This window comes from Pseudoalteromonas sp. 10-33, assembly GCF_001469195.1.
In the GTDB taxonomy this organism is placed as follows: Bacteria; Pseudomonadota; Gammaproteobacteria; order Enterobacterales; family Alteromonadaceae; genus Pseudoalteromonas.
Map to the genome: position 1 here is coordinate 51,021 of NZ_LOFI01000025.1, position 21,132 is coordinate 72,152.

At 41.1% G+C, this 21,132-nt stretch carries 20 protein-coding genes; 4 read left to right on the forward strand and 16 right to left on the reverse strand.

The window, feature by feature from the left end; all coding sequences use genetic code 11:
* Nucleotides 1-96 precede the first annotated feature (96 nt).
* Genes ATS76_RS14205 through leuS form a run of 9 tightly spaced genes read right to left on the reverse strand, consistent with a single transcriptional unit; the run spans nt 97 to nt 9,511 of the window.
* Nucleotides 97-861, reverse strand: a complete 765-nt coding sequence (locus ATS76_RS14205; RefSeq protein ID WP_058552633.1) for a septal ring lytic transglycosylase RlpA family protein — start codon at nt 859-861, stop codon at nt 97-99.
* Nucleotides 861-1,967: a rod shape-determining protein RodA gene (rodA, locus tag ATS76_RS14210; RefSeq protein WP_058552634.1), complete on the reverse strand. Its 1,107-nt coding sequence runs from the start codon at nt 1,965-1,967 to the stop codon at nt 861-863. The genes ATS76_RS14205 and rodA overlap by 1 nt, the downstream gene beginning before the upstream one ends.
* A complete protein-coding gene (mrdA, locus tag ATS76_RS14215) occupies nt 1,964-3,844 on the reverse strand; it encodes a penicillin-binding protein 2 (RefSeq protein ID WP_058552635.1) in 1,881 nt (626 codons plus the stop codon). The genes rodA and mrdA overlap by 4 nt, the downstream gene beginning before the upstream one ends.
* 8 nt (nt 3,845-3,852) lie before the next feature.
* Nucleotides 3,853-4,323: a 23S rRNA (pseudouridine(1915)-N(3))-methyltransferase RlmH gene (rlmH, locus tag ATS76_RS14220; RefSeq protein ID WP_002958522.1), complete on the reverse strand. Its 471-nt coding sequence runs from the start codon at nt 4,321-4,323 to the stop codon at nt 3,853-3,855.
* 37 nt (nt 4,324-4,360) lie between these two features.
* Nucleotides 4,361-4,678, reverse strand: coding sequence for a ribosome silencing factor (rsfS, locus tag ATS76_RS14225; protein WP_006793397.1), 318 nt, complete (start codon nt 4,676-4,678; stop codon nt 4,361-4,363).
* Nucleotides 4,679-4,732: 54 nt separating this feature from the next.
* Nucleotides 4,733-5,368 carry a nicotinate-nucleotide adenylyltransferase gene (gene nadD / locus ATS76_RS14230; RefSeq protein WP_058552636.1) on the reverse strand — a complete coding sequence of 212 codons (636 nt, stop codon included), beginning with the start codon at nt 5,366-5,368 and terminating at the stop codon, nt 4,733-4,735.
* Nucleotides 5,369-5,392: 24 nt separating this feature from the next.
* Entirely contained in the window at nt 5,393-6,430 is a 1,038-nt protein-coding gene (gene holA / locus ATS76_RS14235; RefSeq protein WP_058552637.1) for a DNA polymerase III subunit delta, read from the reverse strand.
* Entirely contained in the window at nt 6,430-6,921 is a 492-nt protein-coding gene (locus ATS76_RS14240) for an LPS-assembly lipoprotein LptE (RefSeq protein WP_058403380.1), read from the reverse strand. The genes holA and ATS76_RS14240 overlap by 1 nt, the downstream gene beginning before the upstream one ends.
* 1 nt (nt 6,922) lies before the next feature.
* A complete protein-coding gene (gene leuS, locus ATS76_RS14245; protein WP_058552638.1) occupies nt 6,923-9,511 on the reverse strand; it encodes a leucine--tRNA ligase in 2,589 nt (862 codons plus the stop codon).
* A 290-nt stretch (nt 9,512-9,801) separates the two neighbouring features.
* On the opposite strand from leuS, the gene ATS76_RS14250 reads away from it, so the two are divergent.
* The 3 genes from ATS76_RS14250 to ATS76_RS14260 all read left to right on the forward strand — a co-directional run bounded on the left by ATS76_RS14250 (nt 9,802) and on the right by ATS76_RS14260 (nt 13,254).
* The gene (locus ATS76_RS14250) at nt 9,802-10,260 is read left to right on the forward strand and encodes a zinc ribbon-containing protein (protein ID WP_010555995.1); all 459 of its coding nucleotides are present in this window, start codon (nt 9,802-9,804) and stop codon (nt 10,258-10,260) included.
* Nucleotides 10,261-10,336: 76 nt separating this feature from the next.
* A complete protein-coding gene (locus ATS76_RS14255) occupies nt 10,337-12,781 on the forward strand; it encodes a Lon protease family protein (RefSeq protein ID WP_235590939.1) in 2,445 nt (814 codons plus the stop codon).
* A complete protein-coding gene (locus ATS76_RS14260) occupies nt 12,778-13,254 on the forward strand; it encodes an FKBP-type peptidyl-prolyl cis-trans isomerase (protein ID WP_058552639.1) in 477 nt (158 codons plus the stop codon). The genes ATS76_RS14255 and ATS76_RS14260 overlap by 4 nt, the downstream gene beginning before the upstream one ends.
* Nucleotides 13,255-13,303: 49 nt before the next feature.
* On the opposite strand, the gene ATS76_RS14265 is transcribed toward ATS76_RS14260, so the two are convergent.
* Nucleotides 13,304-13,828: a CIA30 family protein gene (locus ATS76_RS14265; protein ID WP_058552640.1), complete on the reverse strand. Its 525-nt coding sequence runs from the start codon at nt 13,826-13,828 to the stop codon at nt 13,304-13,306.
* A gap of 221 nt (nt 13,829-14,049) precedes the next feature.
* On the opposite strand from ATS76_RS14265, the gene ATS76_RS14270 reads away from it, so the two are divergent.
* Nucleotides 14,050-15,087, forward strand: a complete 1,038-nt coding sequence (locus ATS76_RS14270; protein WP_058552641.1) for an RDD family protein — start codon at nt 14,050-14,052, stop codon at nt 15,085-15,087.
* Here ATS76_RS14270 and ATS76_RS14275 read toward each other — a convergent pair.
* From ATS76_RS14275 to ATS76_RS14300, 6 genes are read right to left on the reverse strand one after another with little or no spacing between them, the layout of a single operon-like run.
* Entirely contained in the window at nt 15,077-15,721 is a 645-nt protein-coding gene (locus ATS76_RS14275; RefSeq protein ID WP_058552642.1) for an HNH endonuclease, read from the reverse strand. The genes ATS76_RS14270 and ATS76_RS14275 overlap by 11 nt on opposite strands.
* Nucleotides 15,714-17,120, reverse strand: coding sequence for an AAA family ATPase (locus ATS76_RS14280; protein WP_058552643.1), 1,407 nt, complete (start codon nt 17,118-17,120; stop codon nt 15,714-15,716). The genes ATS76_RS14275 and ATS76_RS14280 overlap by 8 nt, the downstream gene beginning before the upstream one ends.
* Nucleotides 17,121-17,151: 31 nt before the next feature.
* Entirely contained in the window at nt 17,152-18,717 is a 1,566-nt protein-coding gene (gene lnt / locus ATS76_RS14285; protein WP_058552644.1) for an apolipoprotein N-acyltransferase, read from the reverse strand.
* Nucleotides 18,698-19,582, reverse strand: coding sequence for a CNNM family magnesium/cobalt transport protein CorC (gene corC, locus ATS76_RS14290; RefSeq protein ID WP_058403372.1), 885 nt, complete (start codon nt 19,580-19,582; stop codon nt 18,698-18,700). Before corC ends, lnt begins: the two co-directional genes overlap by 20 nt.
* Nucleotides 19,583-19,604: 22 nt before the next feature.
* Nucleotides 19,605-20,063, reverse strand: coding sequence for an rRNA maturation RNase YbeY (gene ybeY, locus ATS76_RS14295; protein WP_058552645.1), 459 nt, complete (start codon nt 20,061-20,063; stop codon nt 19,605-19,607).
* Between the two features lie 4 nt (nt 20,064-20,067).
* Nucleotides 20,068-21,126 (reverse strand): PhoH family protein, encoded by a 1,059-nt coding sequence (locus ATS76_RS14300; protein ID WP_058552646.1) that lies wholly within the window; start codon nt 21,124-21,126, stop codon nt 20,068-20,070.
* Between the last annotated feature and the right edge of the window lie 6 nt (nt 21,127-21,132).

The window sequence follows — 21,132 nt, forward strand, 5'->3', positions numbered from 1 at the left end:
CTCATTAATGGTTAAAGTTAAAAATTCGCGTTATGCCATTCTATACCCAAACACCCGTGAGATGCGAGCGTCGTTGGGCTAGTTTGGGTACTTGTCTTACTGAGTGTAAAGCAAGAACGCGTTTTGAAATTGATTTTGTTTTAATTTTTTTAATACTTTTTCTGCATGCTGTGCGTTTTTTATTGGCCCTAAATGCAGTCTATAAATAGTGTCTTTTTTAACAATATTTGTCGGTAATTTGTATTGTTGGCGTAAACGCTGTGCAAGGGCTTCAATATTTGCCAATGTGCTGCCAGCAGCCACTTGAATATACGTTTTATTAGCTGCAGAGCTAGAAAGCGTAATCGCTTCAAGCTTAACCTTTGCTGTACCATGTTTGTAATAGCCAAGCTTGTATGCGGCTGCATAGGAAAGGTCAATAATTCTGTCATCGTGAAAAGGCCCACGGTCGTTTACGCGTACAATGACTGACTTACCATTTTGCGTGTTTGTAACACGAACAAAACTAGGCAAAGGTAATGTTTTATGCGCTGCGGTCATGGCAAACATATCGTATATTTCACCATTTGAAGTGTGGTAGCCGTGAAATTTTCGGCCATACCACGATGCAATGCCTTCTTCTTTATAACCTGTTTCGTCAAGCATAGGGGTGTAACGTTTACCGAGTACCTCGTAGGGGCGAGAAGCACTGGCACTTTTTTGCACCTCGGTAACTATGGCGTCTTGCATTTCAAGCGCAGTTGGCGTACGCAGTGGGGCTGAATCATGACGCATGTGGTAACGCCCACTCGAACCACTGCTACAGGCACTGACAGTAATAGCGAGTAAGATGGTTATGAGAGTTTGAGCGTAACGTTGCATTATTTTAAAAGCATCCTTTTATCTGTTGCTATCGACATAATAATACCAAAGCCAGCCATTAGCGTAATCATTGATGTGCCACCATAACTTATCAGAGGCAATGGCACGCCTACAACAGGTAGTAGCCCCGATACCATGCCAATGTTTACAAATATATAAACAAAAAAAGTTAAGGTTAGTGCGCCTGCTAACAGCTTTCCAAACGCGTCTTGTGCATTTACTGCAATATACAAGCTGCGGCCAATAATAAACAAGTACAAGCTAAGTAAAATGCAAACACCAAATAAGCCAAACTCCTCACTCAATACCGAAAAAATAAAATCGGTATGCCGCTCTGGTAAAAACTCAAGTTGTGACTGTGTACCTTGCAACCAGCCTTTACCTTCAACGCCACCAGAACCAATGGCTATTTTCGACTGAATAATATGATAACCCGAGCCAAGTGGATCGCTCTCAGGATCTAAAAATGTCAGTACGCGTTGGCGTTGATAAGCATGCATACCGTATTGCCAAAATGGCCAAGCTGCTAAGGCAACCGCCGCGCTTAAAAAGCTAATTAGTCGCCAGCTCAACCCAGATAAAAAAAGTACAAATATGCCAGAGCTTGCAATTAGTATTGATGTACCTAAGTCTGGTTGCTCTTTAATTAATAATGTAGGCAGCATTACTATCGCAAAGCCGAAAATTAAGTGTAGTGGTCGAGGTGGTAAATGTTTGCGACCAATATACCATGCTACCATCATCGGTACTGCTAGCTTCATTAATTCAGAGGGTTGAAAACGAGTTATACCTAAATCAAGCCAACGTTGCGCGCCTTTAGAACTCACACCAAATAACAACACACCAACCAGCATTAATAATCCAGCGCAGTACATAGGTATAGTGAGCCTTTTAAGTGTAGCAGGGGGGATTTGTGCAAGTACTATCATGGCAATGATGGCCACACCCATCCGCGTCATGTGCCTTATCATCATGGCTGATTCTTGGCCGCTTGCGCTGTACACAACCGTTATGCTTCCAGCCATCATGAGTAAAATAGCAATAAGTAAAGGCAAGTCTAAATGCATGCGCATCCAAATAGAGCGCTTATCATGCAGGGCGGTCATAGGGTGTTATTCCTTGCCAGTTCAACAGGGTTAGCAGCAAAGTAATAATCCATTAACTGCCTGGCAATAGGAGCGCCAACCGTACTGCCACCACCATTATTTTCAACAACAATAGACACAACTATTTGAGGGTTATTGTAAGGGGCAAACCCAACATAAATGGCATTATCGCGTTGTCGTTCTTTTAGTGATTCTGCATCGTACTTTTCACCCTGTGCAATGCTCACAACTTGTGCTGTGCCAGTTTTGCCTGCTGGATCGTAATTTACACCTTTAAATGCTTTATGAGCGGTGCCTGTTACCTTGGTTACGGTATTATGCATAGCATCAATGGCTATACGCCAATTGTCTGGGTTGTTTAACACAACGGGCGGTTTTTCTTCATTATTTATTTGGGTTACATCGTCCTCTTTTTTAGCCACTTGCGCTAAGTGGGGAGGGTGATTAATCCCTTTGTTAACGAGTATGTTGGTTGCGTTAGCAATTTGAATGGGTGTTGCGGTCCAATAACCTTGGCCAATGCCTACAGAAATTGTGTCACCGCGCCACCATGACTCTTTAAATCTATTTTCTTTCCATTCTTTTGAAGGCAATATGGCGGTGGTTTCTTCGTGTATATCTATACCCGATAGATCACCAAAGCCAAAACGCGCCATAAAATTACTTATTTTTGTAATGCCTAATCGGTATGCAGTATCGTAAAAGTATGTATCGCATGACTCTTCAATGGCTTTGTATACATCTACATGGCCGTGCCCCCAGCGCTTCCAGTCACGCCATTTATGCTCTACGTTTTGAATTTGGAAAAAACCGGGGTCCCACATAGTCGTCCCTTCCGTTACCATGTTTTCTTCAAGTGCTAAAATAGCCATATGTGGTTTAATGGTAGACGCTGGAGCATATCGGCCTTGGGTGGCTCTATTAATTAGTGGGCGATCTGGGTTAAGAAGTGCTTTATAATTTTTACTACTAATACCGTGTACAAACAAATTTGGGTCGTAGCTTGGGTTTGAGTATAGCGCAAGTATGCCGCCATCTTTTGCGTCCATTACGACAACCGCACCGCGCATATCTTTAAGTGCATGTTGGGCTATTTGTTGAAGGCCAATATCGAGCGTTAACACTAAATCACTGCCTGGCTGTGGGGGGAGCATGCTCAGTGTGCGAATAACACGACCTCGGTTATTTACCTCTACACGTTGCGAACCAACTTGGCCATGCAAGAGTTGCTCGTAGTATTTTTCAATACCAAGTTTGCCAATATCGTGGGTTGCACGATAGTTAGTGGCTTGCTGTTCTTGTTCGAGTTTGTTTAGCTCTTTTCGGTTTAGCTTTGCCACATAGCCTAGTGCATGAGTTAGTGTGTCGCCGTAAGGGTAATAACGGGCTAAACGGGCCTCTATACTAAAACCGGGGAATTTATGTTGGTTTACCGAAAATGTAGCAACGTCGGCTTCATCAAGGCGCGCTTTAAGTACTTGTGATTTAAAACGGCGCGTGTTTTTTATATCTTTTAAAAAGTCTTGTTTTTCTTGCTCTGTAATAGCGATTAGTTGGCTTACTTGTTCAAGCGATTCTTCGAGGTTATCAACGTCTTCGGGGATGACCTCAAGATTGTAAACGGGTTTATTTTCGGCAAGCAGTACACCGTTTCGGTCGTAAATTAAGCCGCGATTAGGTGCAATAGGAATAACTTTAATTCGGTTGTCGTTAGAGCGGGTTTGGTAATCTTGGTGGTCTTTTACTTGAATATTGTAAAGGTTAGTAATTAAAACAGCCACTAGCCCCAGTACAAAAACAAAACCCACAAACGCTCTCCGCGCAAATAAATTAGCTTCAGCAGAGTGGTCACGAATAGTGGGTCTTTTTTTTAACATGGCAAGCGTTACTCGCGATGATAAGGATGATTGTTATTTAAGCTCCAGCCCCTATATAGGCTTTCTGCAACAATAATTCGCACCAAAGGGTGTGGTAGTGTTAGGTTCGATAACGACCACTTTTGCTCCGATGCAGCAATGCATTCTGGAGCAAGTCCTTCAGGGCCGCCAATAAGTAAACTTACATCGCGGCCATCGAGTTGCCATTTTTCCATGTTTTTAGCAAGTTGGTGAGTATCTAGCGCTTTGCCAGTGACTTCTAGCGTAACAATACGATTGCCTTTAGGAATAGCGGCTAATGTTTTTTCGCCTTCAATATGTAAAATACGCTTTATATCGGCATTTTTGCCACGTTTACCAGCGGGTATTTCAATCAGCTCTAAAGCCATATCCTTGGGAAAACGGCGCTGGTATTCAGCAAATCCCGTTTCTACCCACGCTGGCATTTTTGTACCAACAGCAATCATTTGTATTTTCACGAATAACTTCCAAGCGTTGCTTTTAACAAGTGGGTGGTTAGCCCCACAGTTTTTCTAGATCGTAATAGCTACGTGCTTCAGTTTGCATCACGTGTACAACCACATCACCTAAATCAACCAGTGCCCATTCGCCGTCATTTTCGCCTTCATAGCCTAGCGGCTCTGAATCTGCATGACGTGCTTCTTTTGCTAAGTGGTCGGCGATTGATTGAACGTGGCGCTTAGACGTGCCAGTACAAATTACCATGTAATCGGTAATGTCTGATTTATCAGTTACGTCTATGTCAACGATGTCACGCGCTTTCATATCGTCAATTTTATCCATTGCAAAGGCGAGTAGTTGTTTTGAATCCAAGGTTTTGTCTCAATTTAAAATTTAATGGCGCATATTTTAACACGCTAGGCATTTTTAAGCATCAATTTGATAAAGCTGATGCATTTGTATGTAATGACTCACTGCATCGGGCAATAGTTCATTCTTTTTGTTACTTTTTTTAAGGTCATCACGAATAGTGCTAGAGGCCGCATCAAGCATTTTACCGGGTAAAAAATAAAGTTTGCCGCTAGAATGCTCTGTAAGAAGAGCGGGGTCTTCTACTAGAGCCTGTTGCATGTATGCTTTGAGTTTGCCGGTAACATGGCACTGTTGTAATGGTCGTTGATACACCACAATATGGCAAAGCTCAGTAATTGCTTCCCATTCAAACCATTTATCAAGTGTATTAAATGAATCCATACCGATTAAAAATAAGATAGGCTCATTAGGGTGTTCACTTCGAAGCTCTTGCAGGCTAAGTAATGAATACGACGGCCCCTTACGATTGAGCTCTCTTAAATCGAGAGCAAAATGAGGGAACGATTTAATAGCTGCATTGAGCATATTAACACGATGCTCTGTGCTTATACCGGGTGCCGCTTTATGAGCTGGTAGCGCGCAAGGCATAAAATACAAAGTGCTTAAATTAAATGCGCTTACACATTGCTGTGCCATATTAATATGGCCTAGATGAACGGGGTCGAAGGTGCCACCAAAAATAGCAATCATTTTATTGTCCAACAGGTTAAGCAACTAATTAAGGCTGTGACACGGCATAGGAATTTCGAGCGGTTGACAAAACTTAATACAAATATGTGCAAGTGCTTGATAGGGAGCTATTAAATTGCCTTGCTTGTAACTTGCATCGAATAAAGCAATGTCACTGTTTATTTGCTCAAGCACTGCAATATTTAGGCGATTAACAGCACTTTGTACAGGCCCTTGTTGATTTTTCCAAATGGCATTTTGTTTAAATAAGTTGGCGATTGGCTCACCATTTAACAATCCTAGTTGCACATTCATCAAGGTGTTGAGTTCTTTTGTAATTGCCCACAATATACTCACTACTTCGGTGTTATCACGGGCTAATTTGTTTAACACTTTAATCGCTTGTTTAGCGTGACCATTTAATAAAGCATCGCTTAAATCAAAAATATCAAATTTGGCTTGATTTAATAGCCCTTGCATAACCAATTGCTGGGTAATAAGTGCATTGCCGTGGAGTAAAGAAAGCTTTTCGAGTTCCTGAAAACACGCTAATAAATTACCTTCTGTTGCATTGATAAGGCTTAATTTGGCATCGTTTTGCATGTTAAGAGCCAAGCGCTGGCATTGCTCATCAAGCCATCGTTTCACATGCGAGCCTGTAAGAGGGTAACAAGGTACAAATACCCCTTGTTTGTCGAGCGCTTTAAACCATGCCCCACGTTGTACTTCTTGGCTGGCTTTAGCACCTTTAATAATTAGTATCGTGTCTGGGTTAACAAGCTCAACTACACGCTTAAAGGTATTACTACCAATGACTCCGGGCTTTTGCTGGTTTAGATCAAACTCAACAATAGTGCGGGCGCTAAATAAGGACATACTTTGATATTGCGCGATTATTTCTTGCCAATCAAACCCTTGCATTAAAGTAAATTTAATAACTTCATCAAAGCCTTGTTCTTTGGCGGCATCGCGTATTTGTTGTACGCATTGCGCTTCTTGAAAAGGTTCTTCGCCAAACACTAAGTAAAAAGGTTTTAAGCCTTTTTTTAATTCGTTGGGTAATTGATTAGCGTAACAGCGCATTACAGTTGCGACAGCTCTCTAACAATGCGGCGACTTGCTTGCTTACGAATTTCGTTAATTAGTAGCTCAAGCTCTTTTGCTTTTGCAAGGGCGTTATCGGGGTCGTCTTGATAATTTCGGTATAGTTCAAAGCGCTTTTCTATTGCATCTTTATTGGGATGTTTCAGAACATACGATACGCCATAGGCAAGTTCGTATTCAGCAACCTGACCATTTTTAAATAACGACAATGTTTGGCGTTCTATGGTTTCTTTACGTAAATACAGTTGCGCTACGTTTTTAGATGACGAGGTAAACTCGACTCCACTTGCTAACAGCTCTTTTTGTAGCTGTTCAAATAACGCTGATTTTTCATCATCGCCAATGAGCGTTATTACTTTTAAGTTATCAGGCAGGCTTGACGCTTGTTTTAAGTGAAATCCACAGCTAGACAACAAAAAACAGACTAGCGCTAAGGCTAGTCCGTTTTTAATGGCGTTAAATAAAGCCATATTAGTTAGCAACTACGTTAAGTAATTTACCTGGCACGTAAATAATTTTACGAATGGTTGCGCCATCAGTAAATTTAGTTACGTTAGCTTCTGCAAAAGCTAGTGCTTCTACTTGCTCTTGCGTTGCATCTGCTGGCACAGTGAGTTTGGCGCGCAGTTTACCGTTTACTTGTACGATGATGAGCTTTTCATCTTCAACAAGGGCTGATTCGTCAACTTTTGGCCATGCTGCATCTAAAATTTCACCTTCTTTACCAAGCTCTTTCCAAAGCTCGTGCGATAAATGCGGCGTAATTGGTGCAAGCATAATCACAAGCGCTTCAAGTGCTTCATTTGCAATGGCGATGTCTTGGGTGTCGTTTAATGGTGCTTTTAATAACTTATTAGATAGCTCCATAATGGCAGCTATAGCGGTGTTAAACGTTTGACGACGCTCAACATCATCGCTCACTTTAGCAATGGCTTTATGTAGTTCACGACGAAGTACTTTTTGCGGGTTAGTAAGCGCCGATTTATCAAGTGCTTGGTAACCAACTGTTTTAACGTCTACCGCGTATTTCCATACACGTTTTAAGAAGCGGTGTGCGCCCTCTACGCCTGAGTCTGACCATTCAAGTGTTTGCTCTGGTGGTGCTGTAAACATCATGAATAAACGCACAGTATCTGCACCGTATTGGGCAATGACTTGTTGTGGGTCTATACCGTTGTTTTTAGACTTAGACATTTTGCTCATGCCTGATGAGAATACTGGCTCACCATCTTCTTTGTGCCATGCTTTAGTTACGCGGCCTTTTTCGTCAGTTTCGGTTTCTACATCGCTTGGTGAAATCCAAATGTCACCACCTTTCTCATCTTTACGGTAGAACGTTTCGGCAAGTACCATACCTTGACAAAGTAAGCGATCAAACGGTTCGTCTGAATTTACTAAACCAAAGTCACGTAATAATTTATGGAAAAAGCGCGAGTACAATAAGTGTAAAATTGCATGCTCAATACCACCAATATATTGGTTTACTGGTAACCAGTAGTTAGCCGCTGCAGGGTCTAACATGCCTTCATCGTAGCGCGGGCTACAGTAACGTGCGTAATACCAAGACGATTCCATAAAAGTATCAAAGGTATCAGTTTCGTGAGTAGCAGGTACACCGTTTACTGTGGTTTTAGCCCACTCTGGATCTGCTTTAATTGGCGATGTAACACCATTCATTACCACGTCTTCTGGTAAGCGAACTGGTAGCATATCCTCTGTTGCAGCAAGCTCATTACCATCTTCATCGCTAAGCATTGGGATAGGTGAACCCCAGTAACGCTGACGGCTAACACCCCAGTCACGTAAACGGAAGTTTACTTTACGTTCACCCACACCTAGCGCCTCTAATTTCTCGGCAATCGCATTAAACGCTGCTGAAAAGTCTAACCCGTCAAATTCGCCAGAGTTTACTAATACACCTTTTTCGGTGAATGCTTCTTGCTCTAGGTTTACTTCAAGGTCTGAGCCTTCAACTGGCGCAATAACTTGTTTGATATCTAGGCCGTATGCATTTGCAAATTCAAAGTCACGTTGGTCGTGTGCAGGTACTGCCATCACCGCACCAGAGCCGTAATGCATAAGTACAAAGTTAGCTACCCAAATAGGCACTTGCTCGCCTGTTAATGGGTGAGTGGCGTAAAAGCCAGTTGCAATGCCTTTCTTTTCCATGGTTGCCATGTCTGCTTCGGCTACTTTGGTGTTTTTGCATTCTTCAACAAACATTGCAATTGCATCGCTGTTTTTAGCGGCTTCTTGTGCAATAGGGTGGCCACCGGCAACGGCTAGGTAAGTTACACCCATAAAGGTATCTGGGCGCGTAGTATATACGCTAAATTTTTCGTTGTTATCAGTACGTGTAAATTCTATGTCTAACCCTTCAGAGCGACCAATCCAGTTGCGCTGCATGGTTTTAACTTGTTCAGGCCAGTCTTCTAACTTGTCTAAATCGTCTAAAAGCTCTTGAGCGTAGTCGGTAATTTTAATAAACCACTGCGGAATTTCTTTTTGCTCAACCACAGCGCCTGAGCGCCAACCCCGGCCGTCAATTACTTGTTCGTTAGCAAGTACAGTTTGATCAACCGGATCCCAGTTAACCGTTGACATTTTTTTATACACTAGGCCTTTTTCGTAAAGCTTAGTGAAAAACCACTGCTCCCATTTGTAATACTCTGGGTGACAAGTCGCAATTTCACGATCCCAGTCGTAACCAAAACCTAATTGTTTAAGTTGGGTACGCATGTAATCAATGTTTTCGTAGGTCCATTTTGCAGGCGCTGTTTTGTTTTTAATAGCTGCGTTTTCTGCTGGTAAACCAAACGCATCCCAACCCATCGGCTGCATTACGTTTTTGCCTTGCAAACGTTGGAAACGAGAAACAACATCACCAATGGTGTAGTTACGCACATGACCCATATGCAGTCGACCACTCGGGTATGGGAACATAGAAAGACAGTAATACTTTTCTTTGCTCTCATCTTCAGTGACTTTAAATACTTGGTTTTCTTCCCAGTAGCTTTGTACTTTTGACTCTATATCTTGCGGGTTATATTGCTCTTGCATCTACGATTCCAGACTTCTTGCAAACTAATAAAAAATTGCCGATAGGATAACCCAAATAAAGTGCTATTCACAGCGTCAAAAACACCGTTTTGCTAAATTCTAACCTTCAGGTCAGGTTAACCTATACTTATCTATGTTAAACGTTAGGCGTGTTGACCTTTGTGGATTGAAATTTGCTCAGTTTAGAGTTCTCTAACCACACTATAAGATGTCACTGAGTGGTCTGAGTAAACATTAATAAATATTGCGTCAACCCAACTCGTTTATTAGCAATTTTGAAGGAGTACATAATGGCAGATTATAAAGCATGGCTTAGTGATTTAAGCGCGTGGCTAAAAGACATAAAAGATCACGAGGTAAAAGATGCGGTAACTCGTTTTGTTGAATCAGAGCAAGCACTTAAAAATTTAGGTGAAGAAAAGTATCAGCTTTACCGAAATTACCTAAAGCGCGATATAGAGCACCTTAGCGAGAACGACTCCCACTACAACTCGCTTGCATGGCAAGAGCTTAAAGAGTCTTTATGGTTCGAGCTTTCGCATATAGAAGACAAAACTCAGCTGGAATGGCAATCTCTAAACCAAGATTTTAAGCACAATGGGGTGTATCACGCAGGCGAATGGATAGCCATGGGCACATTAGTATGTAAGAATTGCACTCATAGTTATGATGTTTATCACGCGACACAAATTTTACCGTGTATTGAGTGTGATGGAATCTATTTTAGTCGTAAGGCGCTGCACCCTTAAGCATATGTATTAAGTGGCTGCTGGCCACTTAATACGCCCAAAGCCAGCGATTATGCTGGTACAAAAAGAAGTTAGAATGACGAAAAAACTGCTGCCACTACCTGTATCAACGCTTGCACCTAGTATTTCTGCTAATCACGTACTGACGTGCATGAATAACCCCTATCCAGAGCAGCTCAATTTTATTGGGCAACAACGTGCACAAAGCGCGCTCGACTTCTCGCTGGGAATGGAATTACCTGGTTACAACGTATACGTTATGGGCGAAGCTGCACATGGGCGTTATACATTAGTAAAAGACAAGCTAAAACAACATGCTAAAGGTCGAGTAACGCCAAACGAATGGTTGTATGTTAACAACTACGACGACCACCGCGAGCCGATAGCGCTGTTTATGCAAGCAGGGCAAAGCAAGCAGTTAAGTGACGACATAGACTCGTTTTTAGACGAGGTACTCGACACATTTCCAGCCGCATTTGATAACCCTGCTTATCAGCGTAAGAAAAAGTCAATTGATCGTGAGTTTAATGATGCTTACGACAGCGCAATTACCGCTGTTGAAGTGGCGGCACTTGAACAAAGCGTTGCACTGGTTGAAGAAAAAAGCTCAGTGGGGTTTGCGCCACTAATAGATGGCAAGCAATTGAGCGATAGCGAATTTGCAGAGCTAGAAGATGAGTTACGCGAAGAGTTTTTTGAGAAAATAGAAAAACTAGAAGATGCGTTAATTGAAGCGCTGATAGAGCTGCCACGTTGGAAACGCGAATCAAAAGAAAAACTCCGTAACCTTAAAAAGTCGACCGCTGAGCAAGCAACAAAACCGCTACTAAAAGACTTAGAACATAAATACGCCACCCATATTGGTGTACTTCGTTACTTAAAAGACATACGTGTAGAAATTATAGATGCTGTACTTGAATGGCTCGATGACGAAGACGAAAGCGAAGAAAACAAAGAAGATTTTGATCGTAAAGGCATGCTTACTGACTTTTTTGCACCCAATATTTTAGTTGAGTTTAAGGAAGACGATGCAGCGCCTGTGGTATACGAGCCAAACCCCACCTTTGGCAATTTATTTGGCAAAATAGAGTATGCCACTTCACAAGGTACACTAATCACCAGCTACCGCTCAATTCAGCCCGGTGCATTACACCGTGCAAATGGCGGTTACTTAATAATGGATGCTGAAAAGGTAATGGCTAACCCGCAAGTATGGGATGGGTTAAAGCTATCGCTTAAAATGCACCAGATTAAAAACGATTTGCCGTATCAAGACAGCACAGTAGGCACGAGTTTTACGCTTCGCCCACAATTGATCCCGCTTGATGTAAAAATTATTTTATTAGGCTCGCGCGATTTGTATTACACCATAGGTGAATACGATGAAGAATTTGCTGAGCTATTTAGAGTGCTAGCCGACTTTGATTACTACCTACCAAGTAGCGATAAGTTACAGTATCAGTTTATTACTAAGGTGACTGAGTACTGCGAAAAAACCCTTAAGTGCACTACAACGCAAGCGGCTATGGTGAGGTTACTTAAATTTAGTTATCGCCAAGCTGAGCATCATAATAAGCTCTCAGCGCGTTTTGCTGATGTGTTAGAGCTGGTGGCTGAGGCAAGTTATTACGCAAAACAAGATACGCTAACGGTTATTGATGCGCATCATATTGATGAAGCCATTGAGGGTAAGCAATATCGCACCGGTCAAATTAGTGAAAATATGCTCAGTGATATCAAAGAAGGCCACACGTTAATTGCTACAACGGGTCAAGCCATTGGTAAAGTAAATGGTTTAACGGTATTGCACATTGGTGATACGTCGTTTGGTACACCGGCGCGAATTACCGCCACGGTATACGCCGGCGCCGATGGCGTAATAGACGTAGAGCGCGAAGCAGAGCTGGGTAAAGCTATTCACTCTAAAGGCGTGATGTTACTTACCGGTTATTTAGGTAATAAATACGCCCAGCAGTTTAGCCTTACGCTCAGCGCAAATATCGCAATAGAGCAAAGCTATGGCTACATAGACGGCGATAGCGCCTCGTTAGCTGAGCTTTGCGCGTTAATTTCGGCTATTACAAGCTTACCAATAAGCCAATCAATTGCGCTTACCGGCTCTATAAACCAACATGGCGATGTACAAGCTATCGGTGGTGTAAACGAGAAAATAGAAGGCTTTTTTAAGTTGTGTAAAATGCGTGGTTTAACAGGTGAGCAAGGCGTTATTATTCCTAAATCAAACCAAGTAAACTTAGTGCTAGATGACGAAATACTCAACGCCGTAGAGCAAGGTAAATTTAACATATACGCCGTAGAGACGGTTGATCAGGCGTTAAACTTACTGATGGATATTGAAGCAGGCGACCTCATCGACGATGAATACCCTGAAAATTCAGTGAATGGCATCGCACTTGCGCGTCTAAAGGAGATTGCCGATATTGTTAATGGTGACAACGAAGACGATGCAGATGATGAGTTAGAAAATGAAAAACCAGAGGACGAAAAAGGGGAGTTATGATCAACATTATTTTGGCAGTTGTCATCGCCATTTTGTGCGTTTTAATATTTAAAAACAGTAAAAAGGCCAAACAACAGGCGATTGCTAATGCGCAAATTGAAAGCGACTATTTAGCAGCAAACGCTAAAGTAGACGGTGTACTTGAGACTGCCTCTGGGTTGCAATATAAAGTATTGCACAAAGGAGAAAACAGCAACACGCCTAGTCCAACAAGTATGGTCAAAGTGCATTACCACGGTACGCTTATCGACGGCACCGTGTTTGATAGCTCAGTAGAGCGCAAATCACCGATTAGTTTTGGTTTGCACCAAGTTATTAAAGGGTGGACCGAAGGGCTTCAATTAATGAGTCCGGGTGATAAATTTCAGTTTTATATACCGCATCAACTAGCTTATGGCGAAAAGCGGGTGGGGAGTATTCCGCCGGCATCACTGCTTATTTTTGAAGTAGAACTACTTGCAATAGAGTCATAAATTTACGGTACTTGCTCACTTTGAACCGATTTAAAGTGAGCGAGTTATGTTAATCTGCAAATTCAATGTGCGCTATTTCAAGTTTAAATTTCCCAGCTTGCTTTCCTGCAATCATAAACCCAAGTTGCTTAATATCATTAAAATCAATTTTTGGTTGCTCTGTTAGCGTACGCCCACGAAAAGTAAGTGTAAAATCACTTGGTGTAAAATTAACGTTAGTCCACTCATTTTCTATTGTTTTAAATGAGTGTGTATACGCAGGCCCATCAAGGTAGTTAGATGTACGTAGCCTTAGTTGATAGGTTTGCCCATCACCTTTAACACGTAAATTAATAGTACGTGTGTTTTGGCTTTGTATATTTAGCTCAGTGCGGATAGAAGCAAACCCTCCGTTATTTTTAAGCGATACATTACCTTCAAATATCAAAGCATCTTTTGTATGACTTACTTGGCTATTAGATACACCGCCCATGACCGAATCGTTGACCACATACCAACGCTGATTGGCGTTAACTTCTGCGCTCAGCAGCAAAGCATTAAATACAAAAACAGATGATAGTTGTTTGGTGGTCATTGGGTTGCTCCTAAAGGCTTTGGTTAATCAATACGCTTAAATACATGAATTGTTCACTTAATATAAAACTAATTTATTAACAATATTCTAGAGCTTGTGAACTTTCAGAATAAAAATTTTTAACCTCGAAAGATTAACTGGCCTTGGTTTGAATTAGCTTGAGCAAAAAATAAAAAGCGCGTAAGTTAACCGCGTTACCTATTTTAATAACAAGAATTAAAATGAAAGCAAAAGAAATAGAACAATTAGCGCTATCTAAAACCGAAACTCGAGAAGTCATCACCCCTTACGCGTTTAAAATTGATAACGCCCTACTAGGTTTACCCTTAGCAACGCCACTAAAGCGAGCTATAGCAATAGTAATCGATGTAGCCTTAATATTTATGGCTGCAAAGCTTAGCGCGACTTTAATTGCCTTTGTTGCGGCCATGGCATTCTATAAAGGGACGGCACAACAATACCTTCCTAAAATGTCGAGTGTGTGGCGAAGAATATTAAAAATAGTAGCCGCCGGTATTTTATTTGTAAGCGCTCTTGCGGTGCTTTCAATTGGTATAGATTACCTAGAGGGCGATAACGTCGATCAGGCTTTAACCGCTCAGGGCCTAAAAATCCAGGATGAGATTAAGCTTACCTCCTCGGAAAAGCAGCGTGTAAATACTTTTTTTGTGCAAACAGCAGACGAACGTTGTGAGCAATCTTGTCAGCAAAATGCGCTTGATAATTTGATAGGGCAAGTACCCAAATTAGCAGACATGGACGACCTACAAAACCCACAACTTGCTAAAGCACTATTACAATTATTAGTGCTCAGTGAGGATAACGAAATAAAACCTTTGCAGTTATTAGAAGAAAAACCGGCACAAACAACGACACACAGTATTTTGCAGTGGGGCAAAGGTATTATTCAAGACTTAGGTTTGGGTTTTGGTTGGGCTGCTGTTTACTTTACGCTATTCTCATTACTTTGGCGTGGTCAAACTCCCGGAAAAAAGGTGTGCAACATACGTGTTGTTGCCTTAAATGGCGAACCACTAGGCTTGCTGGATTGTTTTGGTCGCTACGGTGGTTACGGCGCAGGTTTTGCCACTGGGTTGCTAGGCTTTTTACAAGTGTATTGGGACCCTAATAGGCAAGCTATTCAAGATAAGATATCAGCGACTGTGGTTATTAAAGGCAACTTGAATCAAGTTGTAAATGTTGAAACGGTAGAAGATGTAGTGAAAGATAAGACGAAACGCAGTCTCATTATCCAATAGATTTTAATAGTATTTTTTTTAATGTATTTTTTTTGTTTGTATCTTTTTTTACTGTTGCATCCATTATTTGGGCGATTAACTCAAAATTTTCAAGAGATTCGGGTGAATCAAAATATCCGAGGGCTTCAATACCTTTGTCTAACTTGCATATGGTGCGTGTATTTTCACCTTTTTTTGTTCGTGGAAAATAAAATCTTTCTCCGAACTTTCTTATGTGATCAGAGTAAATATCAAAATGAGGATGTACAATTAAAAACTGTGATGTAGTAGGATATCTAGTTCTTTTTTTATTGGACGGTAGAGGCTTTATTACATCAATACTTTGCTTTGCACTATTACAGTCAGCACATGCGACACAAAGGTTTTCAGCAGTGAAAATAAATTTTTTATATCGAGATTTTGGTGCTATATGCTCAACTTGGCAATTAGCAGCACTTGTTAAACTAACTGGGTTTTTACAATAGCAGCATAAAGAGTTTTGAGCATTGCGATAGTAGCTTCTTATGCTTGATCTTAAGCTTTCTAAACTATCATTAGACCAATTAATATGATTAAACTCTGTAGCCTCTACCACTTCTTTTATTAGTGCTTTTTGCTCCTTAGTAAATTCTATTGCTTTTAATTTATTATCCATAAACTTTAAATACCTCATTTAAAGAGTCAATGAGTTCCAATATAGGATCATCATTACTTATTTTTTGTTTTATACGATTAAGCATTTCTAGTTGTTTAATATCGAGTTCGTCAAAGAATTTGTATGTTTTTACTTTAGAATAAATATGCATAGAAATTTTAAGAAGATATTCATTGCTGTGACCTGGTGATTCAAAAATATTTACAAGCTGATAGTCTGATGAGCGCAAATAATGCTCTGATGCATCTGATAAACTATTTTTTTGAATATTTAAAATTTCACAGTTTGTTGTCGATATATTCGAAACTATAAGTGGCGAATGCGTAGCAATAATAAAATGACAACCCGAGTAAGTATTCAGGGATTGGTTTAAAATATCTACAAACCGCTCTTGCCAAGAAGGGTGCAAACTTATTTCTGGCTCATCAATTAACACTAGAGAGTTATCTTCAATTGAAGCGACAATTCCTAGAAATAGTAAAAAAAGACATTGCTCACCTGAGCTTCGAGCTGATAAAGATCTTACTTTGGCATTTGGTGATAAGTAACCTGCTCTTAAAGGTTGATCTTTGAGTGTTTCGATATCTGCTACAACAGCTAAACCAGAACGTAGTAAATCAGATAACTCTCTTTTGTCAAATTCAATATCATGCTGAGAACTTGACGGTATTAACTTTAAAGATTGATTGCTAAGGCTTAATAAAACTTCGGGTGAAGTATAAATAGCTTCGAGTGTTGAAAGCAGATTTAAAAGATCAGTTTCTTCAAAGTGGTAGGCTGCTGTTTGAAGCTTTAATTGAGCTTCTAAAGATATTTTTTGATTCTTTATATCTCCGGAGGAAATTATGAGGAGGTCTTGCTCTGTTATAGTTGGAGTTAACTTTATTTTTAATACACTACTAAATCCAAATTCATCTAAGAATCCTTTTAAAGCATTAACTTTACGGAGATCAAAAGTTTGTTGAATGAGTAACTGCTTTATTGCATTTGATGCGATACGGACTGAAGGGCTTAAGTCTTGTATATATGGCTTAGAGCCTATGTATGAATATACTTCAGATAACCACGGATATTCATCTGCTCGGAAATCACTTTGAAAGCGCTCAAACTGACTTGTTGATGCACAGATTAATTTTCGTGGTAACTCAACTCCAAGTATATCTGTAAGGGCTTTATATTCATTTTTGTTATTGATGGCCCAGCGTAGCCTATCTTTACCCGTTTGTGTTTTGGGTTTATATAGTTCAGCATACTTTGAATAATATTTTCTAAATATATCCAATAACAGCTCTGTTTTACCACTACCGTTATCACCTACGACTACAGTAAATGCATGTTTTTCGTTATTAACGCCGGCGAAAAGTTTAGTGTTGCCTATTTTACGTGATCGAAATCCCATTTCTAAACCTTTTCATTTTTTAATATGTTATTTAGCTCTTTATTGAACCTACTTTAAACCTAACCCCAAACCCAACAACTCCCATTAACAACACAAATCCCCATACAAATACATTGCCGTATTGGCTGTACACGCTGTCGCCTTTTATAAGCTTAATGTTGGCTTTCAATATGGTAGCTTCAAACTGAGGCATGGTTTGTTGTGTGTGGCTTATTGGGTCGTATACGGCGCTTACCCCATTGTTGGTAACACGTACCAGCGGACGTTGAAGTTCTAGGGCGCGCATGCGGGCTATTTGCATGTGTTGCAAGGGCCCAATTGAGTCGCCAAACCACGCGTCGTTACTTACTGTAAAAAGTAGATCTGAGTTGCTTTTGTAATTACCGCGTACTAAATCGGCAAATACTATTTCGTAGCAAATAGCGGGTAGTAAGTTAAAACCATTAGCGCGTAAGTTGTTTTGTTCTCTATCGCCTCGGGTAAACGACGACATAGGTAAATCAAACAAAGGCGCAATAGGGCGCAGAAAATCTTGAAACGGTACAAACTCACCAATCGGTAGTAACTGGTGTTTTTGATAGCGATTTTTACCTAAGTATTGATAGTGGCCATGTTCGTCGCCGCGCTCTTTGTTACCCAGCACTATCAGTGTATTAAATATGGTTTTAGTATCGATTTGGTAGTCGACAATCCCTGTAATAAGGGCGGTTTCATTGAATGATGCAGCGCTATCTAGCCCAGCTAAGTAGCTATCGGCAAGGGCTTCTATTTCAGGAACTGCTGCTTCTGGCCATACAATTAAGTCAGCATCCCAATGTGGGCGTGTCATGTCTTGGTATTTACTCATGGTGGTCCAAAACTCGCTAGGCTCAAAGCGAAGGTGCTGCTTTATATTGCCTTGCACCATTAAGGTTGACATTGATTTACCTGAGTACTCAATTGTGCTTGTTGCACGCGAACCAATACATAAAACAGTAAATGTGATGAGTGCAACAAGCGGGGTCTTTATGTCTTTTTGCGTTAACCGATATAGAGCAAAGCCAATGGCAATACACACTAAGGTCAGCCCAAATTCACCAATGTAAGGGGCCAGTATATTTAATGGCCCATCGGTTTGGGTATACCCAAAGCTTAACCACGGAAATCCGGTAAGGACTACTCCCCGTAAATATTCACTGATGGCAAAAAAGCAAATAAGCAGTAAACCGAAGCTATTTGAGCTGGTGGCAAAACGTGTTGTTAAATACAACGCTAAGGCGGGGTAGAGCGCTAAATAGGCGCACAATAGCGCCATTAACGACAAAGAGGCTACAAGCGGCATACCGCCAAAGGTAGCAATAGAGACATGTACCCAACTAATACCTGCACCAAACCAGCCTAAACCAAATATAAAACCATATTTAGCGGCACTTTTAGCGTGGCGTTTTCCGGTGTTGTTGGGATTGATACAAAATATGACAGCTGCAATACTAATAAATGCAATAGGCCAAATTTCAAAAGGGGAGTAGCTAAAAGTTAAAATAAGGCCCGCAATAAATGCGAGCCATGATTTTATATCTTTTGCTAATAGTATAAGTCTAGTTAGCAGTTTCTTCACTGTCGTTATCATCAGCCTTAGGTACGGTGACTTGCAGTTGCAAGATACGACGATTGTCGGCATTGGTTACTTTAAATTGGTAACCGTCTATGTCTATAGTTTCACCTCGGCTAGGCATATGACCAAATGCATGCAATACCGTGCCACCAATGGTGTCTGCCTCGTCTGTGCTATATCCTGTGCTGAAATGTTCGTTAAAGTCATCTACTGGCGTTAACGCCTGAACCACGTGTACGTGTTTAGCAAGTTGACGAATATCTTGTTGTTCTTCTTCTTCGTCATGCTCGTCTTCTATTTCGCCAACAATGGTTTCAAGAATGTCTTCAATGGTTACTAGTCCCGATACACCGCCGTATTCATCAATGACAACAGCCATATGGTAGCGTTGCTGACGAAATTCATTAAGCAGGGTGTCAACACGTTTGCTCTCAGGTACGACCATGGCCGGGCGTAAATAATCACGAATTGAAGGTAAATGCTCGTCTTTATTTAAGATAAGCGGGAGCAAATCTTTAGCAAGTAAAAAACCTTCTACGTGATCTTTGTCTTCAATCACTACAGGGAAGCGTGAGTGAGTTGAGTCGACCATCATGGGTATTAGCTCTTCAAGCGGGCTGTCGATCTCAAGAGTGACCATTTGTGAGCGCGGGATCATGATGTCTCGCACTTTAAGCTCAGACACACTAAGCACACCTTCAATCATCTCTTTTGTTTCTGGATCGATTACGTCTCGTTCTTGCGCATCGGCAATCACTTCGACCAGCTCTTCTCTATTCTGGGGTTCCCCTTGCAGCATTTGGGTTATTCTACCCAACCACGTTTTGCCAGAAGAACCCTGGCTAGATTGCGAGTTACCGTCGCTCATTGCGTCTAATTGCTCCGTTAATTTAAATTTCGTCCCGATATGGGTCTGCTATATTCAGTTCTGCAAGTAATTGCTTTTCTATGCTTTCCATTTGCAGAGCGTCTTCACTCTTTATATGGTCAAATCCAAGTAAATGCAAGCACCCATGAATGACCATGTGGGCAAAGTGGTCATGAAATGACTTCTCTTGCTCCACTGCTTCAGCCAATACAATGGCTGGGCAAATAACTAAATCACCAACAAGAGGGAGGTCTATTCCAGGTGGCGCTTCAAACTCAAACGACAACACGTTAGTGGGTTTATTTTTACCACGGTAATCGTTATTAAGCTGTTGTGATTGCGCTTCGTCGCTTATTACAATGGTGAGTTCTGACTCATCACGATATTGGCTTAAGGCTTTATCGGCCCACAAAGCAAATTGGGCTTCACTTGGAAGATTGTCAAACTCACAGGCTATTTGTAAATCAAGTTCGGTTGTCAAAGTATTACTCTTTAGTAGTAGCGTTAAGTTGAGCTGCTTGGTCGTCTTTTGCTTTTTGTTTTTCAATTCGCTTTAGACGCTCGCTCTCATCGTTACGCTCGTATGCTTCAACAATACGCGCAACAACAGGATGGCGCACTACATCGTGTGCTTTAAAGTAGTTAAAACTAATTTCGTCTACACTGTCTAGCACTTCAATAGCATGGCGAAGACCCGAGCGTGTTCCGCGCGGTAAATCAACTTGTGTAATATCGCCGGTGATCACCGCTTTTGAGTTAAACCCTATACGGGTTAAAAACATTTTCATTTGTTCTGCGGTGGTGTTTTGGCTTTCATCTAAAATAATAAACGCATCATTTAATGTACGACCACGCATGTAAGCAAGTGGTGCCACTTCAATAATGTTTTTTTCTATGAGTTTTTCGACTTTTTCAAAGCCGAGCATTTCGAACAGTGCATCGTAAAGGGGGCGAAGGTATGGGTCAATTTTTTGGCTTAGGTCACCAGGTAAAAAACCGAGTTTTTCGCCGGCTTCTACTGCAGGGCGCGTTAATAAAATACGACGAATTTCTTGGCGTTCAAGGGCGTCTACTGCGGCAGCTACTGCTAGATAGGTTTTACCTGTACCAGCGGGGCCTATACCAAACGTAATGTCGTGATTTAATATATTGGCGACGTAAAGGCCTTGGTTGTCGTTTCGTGGCTTAATAACACCACGGCGGGTTTTAATAACCATTTCTTTACCGTATGCACTGTTTGAAGCATCTTGCTCTAGGGCTTTAGATTCAGTAATAGCCAAGTGAACACTATCAGGTTCTATTTCACCAATAACACCGCGCACAGGTTGAGTATCAACATAGAGATTTTTTAAGATTTCGACCGCAGAGGCACTATTGATTAATTTACCGGTTACTTTAAAAAAGTTATCGCGGTGAATAATTTCAACAGCTAGGCGACGTTCAATTTGTTTGATGTTTTCGTCAAACGGGCCGCATAAAGAAGAAAGGCGTTTGTTATCGGCAGGTTCTAAATAAATCTCTAATGTTTTTAACTGATTACTCAAAATTGC